We start from the raw sequence: 8,943 nt of genomic DNA, 5'->3' as shown, positions 1-8,943 counted from the left end.
GTTCCATGCTGTCAACCTGGAGCGCCTGGGCGAGTGCATTAATCGAGTGTGGGCTGCCATTTGAAAGGCCTTTCTCCATGCGTTGAATGGTCCGAATGGAAATCCCTGACAACTCGGCGAGGCTTTCCTGGGTCAAGTGCCGCTGGATCCTGTGGAATTTGAGGTTCTGGAGGTTGTTCATTCAGGTATTCGGTTTTTTGCTTTTGTCTGACTACGCCAGGGCGCCGGCTGGGTTACAGGAGGAATGTGCACGCTCCAGTAGTATAAATCAATAAACCCGACAGGATCCGTGGGTCTGCCGGGTTTAAAAAATGCCAGTTGCTAAAAGTCAGATGGCCCCTCTGCCAGAAGAATCCAATTTAGTGGACTGGCATGATTGTGTGGGTTAACGAATGAGTACCATTTGCCTGCTAATGCGGCGTCCATCTATCACAACTTGATAGTGATAGATGCCTCCGGGTGCTTTGCTTCCGCTCTCCACGCGTCCATTCCAGGTCACAGCGTATTCTCCAGCGCTTTGCGTTCCTGCATGGAGCGTACTGATCCGCTGACCTAGCAGATTGAAGACTTCTATCGTTACGTGTCCCGATTTTGGGAGCGCGTAATTGATCTGTGTTGACGTTGAAAATGGATTTGGAAAGTTTTGCTCAACGCTGAAGTCCACCGGAATACCACCGGCAACTTCATCTTCGTTGGAAACCCCGGATATTACGGTTGGCGTCACGGCTACCGTAGCATTGCGTTCAATGCTAACCGGGCCAATGAACCCTACCAGTGGTGCATTGAAACTTACCGTTGCGTCAGCTTCGATGGTTACTTCCGGTCCAATCAGGATGGAGGTTGCATCTGAGAACTGATCGTCGCCGGCAAGGGACTGGTTGCTGATTTCCACTTGTGCATAGGCAGCATTCAAAGATCCGCTCAATAACAACGATGCGCACAACGCCAGCGCCGAAAATGTAACCGTTAGGGTTCGTCTCACCGCTGCAGGTTTTAAGGTTTGTGTATACATAGCTAAACCTAGTTGGGTGTAAGAAAATATTCCGGATCTACTAGTAATGCGCGTTTACGCGTGCTTTCAATTCATCAATTTGCGCTTGTTGCTGCTGTACAACTTTGGTCAGCACAGCCACGATGTCCATAGAGCTCAGGCTCTTGCGATTGTTCATGGCTACGAGATCTGGTACGTCTTCGGCAATAAAGCCGAGGTAGGTCTCATGCTCGTCACGGATGTAATTGTATTGCTTAGGATTGAGCTGCAAGAGTGTTGCCAGGGCTTCGTCAGCGGACAAATCGTTGATGTTTTCCTTGAGGTCGCGAGAACTGGCATCTGTCCATACACCACCAGCCGTCACGTGAGCGCCACTTGCCATTTCCAACGGATGGTTAGGCACCCGAACGCCGCCAAATCCGATGAAATTAGGGCCGCGAATAACAAGCGCGGGTAGTCCTTCGGGGTCGTCCGTTACCTGCTTGATAACAAAGGCTGGTACAAAGTCACCTTGCCCGGCACCGCGTTCATCGTATTCAACGGTGTAGCCGATCTCTTCGTTGAACGCCAACATCTGGAGTCCAGTGCGGAATCGGTTGCCCCCAGCGACTTTTGTTGTAATGTGGTTGTCTCTTGCTGTAGAGAAAGACCCAACATCGAGGGAAGAAGACGGTGCAACATTGCCAATGCCAACTTGGCCGGCAGCATCGATGGTAAGCCTTGCGGCATTCGCGGCTTCATCCCTGATCAGAAACTTGCCGGCGCCTTCTGTGTTGCCTGATCCGCTTGAAATGGCAGACCACGTATTGCCTCCATCAGAGGTATTGGCCAGGGCCAGCCACGTGCCGAAGGGTGATGCTTCCTGGACGGTGATATCCCAGAGCGGGCTGTTGGTGCCAACGCCAATGTTTCCATTTGAATTGAGCACCATGCTCGGCGCAGCACCCTCCATAACAAAGCCAAGGTTTCCGGCTTGTACCTGGGCATTGCCCGAGCCACCTGAGACAAGCAACCAATCTTGCCCGTCAGGGCCATTGTGTTTTAGTCTCAACTGCGGGCCAAATTGACCGCCATTGGTTTCTGCTTTGAAAATGGGCTGATTCAATGTGGTGAACCCCGTGCCAAATACATGAACCATGTGTTCCGGATTTACCGTGCCGATACCGACATTGCCAATACTTGTGACAACCATTGAGGTATCCGTCTGGGCCCAAGCGAGATTTGGTGCTACGATGAATGTGAATAGAACGAGTGCCAGTTTTGCTACAGTTTTCATTTTGATGTAGGATTAAGTGATACAATAAGAGCGACAGAAGGGATATGTTGGTTTGTTCACTTTCCTACACACGGGTCCACCTTGAATAGGCTCATTGTTTTTTAGTGCGGCAACAGAAGAGATGAATTACCGCAGGTGGATTACGCTGACTTATTAAAATTCAGACGCTGCGTTAATTGGCGGGCTGCTAATGATGATTTTGAGCGCGCGTCTGACTGGCGTCCACAGGTATCGCTATCGGATGCACACCGATAGCACTAGTTATCCTGGCTCACCTACATTTCAAGAATTAAGGTCCGGGTACGCGGGCAAGCAGTGAATAGGTGTGGGGCAGTCGTGCCGACATCTCTGGGGCGACATCTGGATACTGGTCCCAGAAGTGATCAGCGTGCTCTTCAAGGTGCTCAATCAACAAGCCGGCTTTCACTACGGCGGTCACCACTTCGCCGATGGTCCATTGCCATTCCCAGGCTGTTGGTACTGCCTCGCCTTCCGGGGTGTATTGCGCAGTGGCCGCTGCCGGAAAATCTTCATTGGGCCGTGCGCGCGTGTCGAAATACCCGCGGCCACCTGGATCCAGTTGGTAGGTATTTGCCTCCGGATGCCACACCCAGGTGAGCGGGTGGCCTTCGTGCACAAACAAGCGTCCGCCCGGCTTTAGCAATCGGACAACAACACCCGCCCATGCATCCAGGTCATGTACCCAGGGCAGGGCGCCGCGGCCTGTGTATACGAGATCTGCGGTGTGGTTGAGTGACGCTGGCACAGAAAGTACATCACTTTCTATCCATTGCGCCGGCGCCCCAAGGGCTTCGGATTTACGCTGCGCCTGCCCTAACATTTCTTTGCTGATGTCTACGCCTACCACTTCCCGAACGCCCATGTTTAAGAGCGATAGGGCGTCGAGCCCATGAGAGCACTGCAGATGAATGGCACATTGTACACCTGCGAGGTCGCCAAGAATCCGCCGTTCAGCTTCGAGTTGGTTTATCCCGCCGTTGCGCAGGAAGGCGACGTCTTGCTCGATGTCGGCTTCGTACTTGTTTGCTGTACGTTCCCATGCCTCCTTGTTGGATGCTACGTATTCCTTAAATGAAGTCATGAAGACGGGGGATTAATGTTAGACATTGATTGTTGATCGCCAGAGGGACTGGCCGTACATTTTGGCAGTGATTCCCATAATTCCCAAAGCCAAGCGCATGTCTTTCAATATGGTTAGCCGATTATCAACGATGAGTATCTTGTGTTTGCTGATGCGTGCGTTTGCGGTGCAAACAGCCGGAGCAACTGACGACGTTGAACACAAATACGCTGACAACAATGGCGTTAAAATTCACTACGCCGCCATGGGTGAGGGGCCGCTCATCGTTTTTATCCATGGCTTCCCCGACTACTGGTACTCATGGCATTACCAGATGGAGGCATTAAAAGATACTTACCGTGTTGTAGCACTCGATACGAGGGGGTACAACAAAAGTGACAAGCCAGAAAAGCAGGAAGACTACGACATGCGCCTGCTTGTGCAAGATGTTGCCGCCGTCATACAGGCGGAAGGTGAGGAAAAGGCCATCATTGTGGGGCACGACTGGGGTGGGGTCATAGCCTGGAATTTTGTGATGGCCCTGCCACAGATGGCGGAGCAATTGGTGATTGTCAACTTACCCCACCCACGAGGCATTACACGTGAACTGGCGAATAATCCTGAACAACAGGCCAATTCGCAATACGCGAGGAATTTCCAACAACCCAATTCCCACGAAAATTTGTCGCCTGAAATACTGGCCGGCATTGTAACCCAGGATGACGAATCGCGGGCCCGGTATACGGAAGCCTTTTCCAATTCAAGTATTAACGGGATGATGAATTACTACCGGCAAAATTACCCGAGGGTAGACGTTGAGGCAGCGCCCCCTGAAATGCCCAATGTCACGGTGCCGGTACTACAGTTTCACGGACTCGACGATAAGGCGTTGCATCACCATGGCCTAAACAATACCTGGGAGTGGCTGGACAAGGATTATACGCTGGTCACCATTCCAAACGTTGGCCACTGGGCCCACCACGAAGTGCCCGAACTTGTTACCGAAACCATGATCTGGTGGCTCAAAATGCGTAATTGAGACGCGGAGAATACGTTTTATGCAATTGTAGTCTCTCACCGAATACCGTTGTTGGCAGCTAGATGGCCATCGCGGGGGATTGGGTTACGTCGAGCATCTGGTTGCACAGCCGGTTTAGGAGCAATGCCGTTTGCTCGGGCTTGGCGAGCATGGGCAAATGCCCGGTAGGCAAAGTCTCGACTGAAGCGCCGGGTAGCCGGCTTCCAAACTGGTCCTGCTGGGGCAGACTCAAACTCGTGTCCTGGAGCAGTTTTACATAGTGGCATGGGATGTCTGAAGGGAGGTGCCAATCGAGTTTGTCTAGATAATACCGCGGCACTTCAGGGGTGATATTTGACAATACGTTGTCTCTGGTTGTTGCCGGCAAGTCATTACAATATTCAGCCTCAATAAGCGATGCCGGGAGTTTGACCCCTTTGCGGGAAAGTCTGATGTAGGTGCCAAGAAAAGCACGCATGGGCAGGGGGAGGTTGGATAGAAATGATTTGCCACTTTCAGATACCACACCGCCAACAAGCACAATGCCGGCAACAGATCCCGGGTATTGCGATGCAACACCCAGCGCAACGGCAGCGCTGAAAGAGTGACCAACGATCACCGTATGCGCAGTTGACTGCGAAGCAACCGCATCAATCGCGCTCTGGAGACCGATGCGTGAAAGATTTGCTGCTCCCGAACGCCCTGGCAAGTTGAGCGCTTTGCAAGGAAGGGAGAGGTTAGGCGTTACGGCATCCCAAATCCAGCTGCCGAGGCCGGCGCCGTGTAGCAAAATGACTTGTGGTGTCACGGGGGTAGAGGCTGCAGCTTTGTTCATGGCTGTTTCATAGAGTTTTTCAAGTATGAATGCTTAGGGTATACAGTTTCTTATGTTTGAGTGACACCCATGTGTCATAGGCTGATGAGGTGTTTATCCAATTACAAAGATCGCCGGCAAGGCCTGCTTTGGATGGAATAAAAGGTTGCTGTTTTGGGTCTATACCATGCAATGCTTCCCATAACACTGGCTACCAACGATGCGCTCTCACGCTGTTAGTACACTGATTGGCTTTCTGTTTTTCTACTGCAGTGCTTGTAGCTTTACCGACACAAAAGAGGAGAAACTGCTCAAAGACATCTATGGGACTTGGGAATGGATCTGGAGCTCGGGCGGATTTACAGGTGATACCATTTATCCTTCATCCGAGACAGGAAGGGTGCTTGTCGTTTTTGCAGAGGGCCACGTGTACACACGCATTGGCAATAAAAAGATTCGAGAGCAGGGCGTGTTTTCGCTGGGCTATGATGAAGCTAGGAACTTGGCGCTGATTACCTATAAAAACGGGGGCCATGTGTACAGGCAATGGTACTATCTGGCGGCGCCTAGAACCCTTACGCTGCTGGATCAGGGAGCAGATGGATTTGTGAGCGGTTATGTGAAAATTGCTGATTAAATGATCCGCTTTGTTTGTGTCTATCTGTTTTATGTCTGCTTTCAAAGGTGGGTTATGTACTGAAGTCCGTACTGGAGCTGAAATCGTCGAAACGCAGGTCTTTGTCGTATAAGCGAACAGCAAAATTCCCTGGGACCATTCACATGACTCTTCAGGGTGGATTGGCACATTTCAAACTATTGCCTGAATGGCAAGTCTAATTGTGATCTCTGAATCTGAAGGAAAGTGTGTGCAGACGCTTTAATCTATGTGTAGTGTAATGGTCTCGACGCCGGCAACTAAAATGATGCTTCTCGGGGCAACATCAATGTTGGGGTACAATCTTGCAAAGGCGTTCCCCGGCGAGGTCTTGCCTTATATCCCATGGCCGAGCCGGGCGCCGGCTGTTAAAAATTGGCCCGTGATGCAGTTGGATAGCGAGGTCTGGATTGAAGCACTGGCAGCCGGTCATCCACACCAAACGTTTTTGTATTGCCATGCTGTTTGTGACATTACCAAGTGTGAAGAGAATCCGGACTGGGCCTACGAAATCAACGTCGAGCACGTAAAGCGACTCATCAAAGCTTTGCCGGCAGAGACACGGCTGGTGTACGTCTCATCCGATCATGTTTTTGGCGGGAGAGATGCGCTTTATGATGAAGAGAGCGCTCCTGCGCCGATTAGCGTATACGGCAGAACCCGCGTGGCGGCCGAGGAGTTGGTGCTTGCACGCGCCGATTCGCTTGTTGTGCGGGCCGGTCTTGCCATTGGCGATTCCCCGGATGGTCGAACCGGGCACCGGGACTGGCTGCGCTACCGTTCCCAGCGCAACCTCCCGATCACCATCATTGAAGACGAATTCCGCTCAACCGTTTGGGCCCACGATCTTGCCAGGCGTCTCATGGATCTTGCCAACAGTACAGTCACTGGCATTCGCCATGTGCCGGCCACACGGGTTATCTCTCGGGTGCGCCTGGCGAATTATCTCATAGGTGAACTGGGCATAGCAGCATCCTATACAGTAAAGCGACGCAGTGAAAAGGAGGTGCCGCACCTGGGCCATGTGGGGCTCTCAAGTATTTTTGATGACGCCCTGTCGACACCGCTACCAAGCGTGGTTGCTATAGCAGAAAATTGAGCCACTGCACATGCTCTTCGTATTTGATATGTAATGCACAGGACTTTGAAGTTCGGTTTTATGATGTTTGTCGTGTTTTCTGTATTTCACGATATTCATCTGAACCTGTCCCGAAAACCAGCTTTTCACTCCTCACTCCTCACTCCTCACTCCTCACTCCTCACTCAATAAGCTTCCCATTCATGAGGGCCGCGTCTACAAGCAATACAGCCAGCATGAGTACTATCATCAGCATATGAAAAGCACGCTTTTTTATCATTGCCAGAAAAATTGTGATGATTGACAAGGCGAGTAGTTTGCTTACGTCGGGTGATGTAATGAGCGCAAGGAAGTCTATGCTGGCGCTGGAAGCGGCAAGGCGTGTGGCATTTGCAAAGGCGCCAAAGAGTAACACCGAAAATCCGCTCCACCAGATGTAGGCGCTGTTTGCTGCGTAGTATTGCTTGAGGTCGATGCCTTCTGGTGGAATCTGGTCTGGCAAGACAGAAGCCGTCCATATGTATTGCAGGAGGAAACTGATGATCAACGGTATAAACACCCAGAGCGACTCGAACGCGCCGTCTACATTGATTTTGTAGACAAACCACCAGTTGATCAAGATTAACAGCAAGAGATTCAGGGCAAGCAGCAAAACCAACCAGTCCCACGTAACGATGTCGCGCTTTCTCAATAGACGGTGGAAGCTGGCTGCCAGGTCCGTGATAGCGAGTCCAACCACAATGGAGACGATAGGAATGATGTAGACCGACATGTGCTCTCTTGCATCGTTGTTTGGTGTGTTGGAGGGATAATACAACAGAAGAAATGAGTCGCGCCAGTACGTGCTTTTGTTGCCTTTGCATCTACCCAGCGGCGAGCTGTTGGTACCAACTACCAGGATACCCGCCGGCGCACGCCAATAGAGAACCGACTGCCCGTCATCGGATACTGGGCGTTGCCGCGGTTGAAACTGCGTCCGAATTCAAGCATCAACCCCCCGAGTGCCTCAACGCCTATGCGCAACTCCGGGTTAAACCCTTTGAACAAATCTTCCGACTCTTGCGATGAACAGGCCCCGGCGCAAATATACCTGGCAGGGTTGTATTTCTTCTGGTTCCAGGTTGCTGTTAGCCGTGAGCGGCCGAACGCGCCGCCGAGGTAGGGGCGAACATATTTGTTGCGGCTGAAAAAATAACGGGCCGTCAGGCTGGTATAGGTGGCGTCCACATCAGAAAGATCCACAAAAAGAAAGGCCGCGAGGCTTTTGTCCATGGCCTGTCGCGCGCGCGCAAAAGAAAAAGCAAGGTCCCCCACAGGCAGTTTATAGTTGTTTGTAATCAACTCAAACTCCATGGGGAATTCCAGAAACTTGCGTTCCCTCAGGTCAGACATCCCTGCGTCATCGAAGCTATTAAAAGAATACATTGTGACGCATCCGCTTGATAGCACGCAAGCGGTAACTCCAGCAATCAGTCGCAAAAAATGCTTTGGGATACGCATCGTGAAATCCTGCGTTTGGTTTGCGTACCAATCAGGATAAGGAATTACGCGTTATAGTGTCAGCTTTGTGACGGTGTACGTTATTTTAAAATGGACCATGTGGCAGTGCGTATTAGTCGCCGGTGTCAAAAGAAGATCAGATTGTACAAGAGACTGTTATGAAGCTTGCTGTTGCTCTGGTATCTGAGAACAATATTGTTTGACCTGCCGGGAGTGTAAGCCCAGAATCCAGGCAATCGGAATGAAAATGGTCCAAATTGGCCGTAATGCACTGGCTTCTTTGAAGGGCATTGCAGTCAGGTAGGCTTCAGGTAGATTTCTTTGATCGTACAAATCAAACAGCCCAAACAAGATGTTCAGTGTCAACAGGAGGACTATGCCACGCTGTATCTTCCAGTCCTTGTAGTAAATCAGGTGCAGCGCAAAGAAAATGGTGAACATGTAGGCTTTGGTAATCAACTGCCCGGTATGGGGGATTAAAGCCATTTTAAGCCAGTTAGGCGCATACACCATTGCGATGTCATACGCTG

Annotated in this window: 11 protein-coding genes; 3 read left to right on the top strand and 8 right to left on the bottom strand. The window is 51.1% G+C overall.

The features are described 5' to 3' along the window. The 4 genes from AAF564_24035 to AAF564_24020 all read right to left on the bottom strand — a co-directional run. Nucleotides 1-181 (bottom strand): helix-turn-helix transcriptional regulator (locus tag AAF564_24035; protein MEM8488640.1); only part of this gene is annotated, 181 nt, incomplete at its 3' end. A gap of 204 nt (nt 182-385) precedes the next feature. After that, nucleotides 386-1,012, bottom strand: coding sequence for a FlgD immunoglobulin-like domain containing protein (locus AAF564_24030; GenBank protein MEM8488639.1), 627 nt, complete (start codon nt 1,010-1,012; stop codon nt 386-388). Between the two features lie 40 nt (nt 1,013-1,052). After that, complete coding sequence (locus tag AAF564_24025; protein MEM8488638.1) at nt 1,053-2,267, bottom strand: tail fiber domain-containing protein; 1,215 nt, start codon at nt 2,265-2,267, stop codon at nt 1,053-1,055. Between the two features lie 289 nt (nt 2,268-2,556). After that, entirely contained in the window at nt 2,557-3,369 is an 813-nt protein-coding gene (locus AAF564_24020; GenBank protein MEM8488637.1) for a class I SAM-dependent methyltransferase, read from the bottom strand. Between the two features lie 130 nt (nt 3,370-3,499). Here AAF564_24020 and AAF564_24015 point away from each other — a divergent pair, with 130 nt between their 5' ends. Then, nucleotides 3,500-4,387, top strand: coding sequence for an alpha/beta hydrolase (locus AAF564_24015; protein MEM8488636.1), 888 nt, complete (start codon nt 3,500-3,502; stop codon nt 4,385-4,387). Nucleotides 4,388-4,445: 58 nt separating this feature from the next. Here AAF564_24015 and AAF564_24010 read toward each other — a convergent pair whose 3' ends face one another. Further along, on the bottom strand, nt 4,446-5,201 hold the full coding sequence (locus tag AAF564_24010) for an alpha/beta hydrolase (protein ID MEM8488635.1): 756 nt from the start codon (nt 5,199-5,201) through the stop codon (nt 4,446-4,448). Nucleotides 5,202-5,400: 199 nt separating this feature from the next. On the opposite strand from AAF564_24010, the gene AAF564_24005 reads away from it, so the two are divergent. Together AAF564_24005 and AAF564_24000 are read left to right on the top strand one after the other, a co-directional pair. Beyond that, nucleotides 5,401-5,817: a hypothetical protein gene (locus tag AAF564_24005; GenBank protein MEM8488634.1), complete on the top strand. Its 417-nt coding sequence runs from the start codon at nt 5,401-5,403 to the stop codon at nt 5,815-5,817. 247 nt (nt 5,818-6,064) lie between these two features. Further along, nucleotides 6,065-6,934, top strand: a complete 870-nt coding sequence (locus tag AAF564_24000) for a sugar nucleotide-binding protein (GenBank protein ID MEM8488633.1) — start codon at nt 6,065-6,067, stop codon at nt 6,932-6,934. 160 nt (nt 6,935-7,094) lie between these two features. On the opposite strand, the gene AAF564_23995 is transcribed toward AAF564_24000, so the two are convergent. From AAF564_23995 to AAF564_23985, 3 genes are all read right to left on the bottom strand, one after another. After that, entirely contained in the window at nt 7,095-7,685 is a 591-nt protein-coding gene (locus AAF564_23995) for a hypothetical protein (GenBank protein ID MEM8488632.1), read from the bottom strand. Between the two features lie 119 nt (nt 7,686-7,804). Next, nucleotides 7,805-8,338 carry a hypothetical protein gene (locus AAF564_23990; GenBank protein ID MEM8488631.1) on the bottom strand — a complete coding sequence of 178 codons (534 nt, stop codon included), beginning with the start codon at nt 8,336-8,338 and terminating at the stop codon, nt 7,805-7,807. Nucleotides 8,339-8,569: 231 nt separating this feature from the next. Beyond that, nucleotides 8,570-8,943 (bottom strand): hypothetical protein (locus tag AAF564_23985; protein MEM8488630.1); only part of this gene is annotated, 374 nt, incomplete at its 5' end.

This window comes from Bacteroidota bacterium, from assembly GCA_039111535.1.
In the GTDB taxonomy this organism is placed as follows: domain Bacteria; phylum Bacteroidota; class Rhodothermia; order Rhodothermales; family JAHQVL01; genus JBCCIM01.
This window is presented reverse-complemented; position numbering and strand designations above follow the sequence as displayed.

Excerpts from the sequence above, each read along its gene's own strand:
- AAF564_24030 (MEM8488639.1), bottom strand. The coding sequence starts at position 1,012 with ATGTATACACAAACCTTAAAACCTGCAGCGGTGAGACGAACCCTAACG.
- AAF564_24025 (MEM8488638.1), bottom strand. The coding sequence starts at position 2,267 with ATGAAAACTGTAGCAAAACTGGCACTCGTTCTATTCACATTCATCGTA.
- AAF564_24020 (MEM8488637.1), bottom strand. The coding sequence starts at position 3,369 with ATGACTTCATTTAAGGAATACGTAGCATCCAACAAGGAGGCATGGGAA.
- AAF564_24015 (MEM8488636.1), top strand. The coding sequence starts at position 3,500 with ATGAGTATCTTGTGTTTGCTGATGCGTGCGTTTGCGGTGCAAACAGCC.
- AAF564_24010 (MEM8488635.1), bottom strand. The coding sequence starts at position 5,201 with ATGAACAAAGCTGCAGCCTCTACCCCCGTGACACCACAAGTCATTTTG.
- AAF564_24005 (MEM8488634.1), top strand. The coding sequence starts at position 5,401 with ATGCGCTCTCACGCTGTTAGTACACTGATTGGCTTTCTGTTTTTCTAC.
- AAF564_24000 (MEM8488633.1), top strand. The coding sequence starts at position 6,065 with ATGTGTAGTGTAATGGTCTCGACGCCGGCAACTAAAATGATGCTTCTC.
- AAF564_23995 (MEM8488632.1), bottom strand. The coding sequence starts at position 7,685 with ATGTCGGTCTACATCATTCCTATCGTCTCCATTGTGGTTGGACTCGCT.
- AAF564_23990 (MEM8488631.1), bottom strand. The coding sequence starts at position 8,338 with ATGTATTCTTTTAATAGCTTCGATGACGCAGGGATGTCTGACCTGAGG.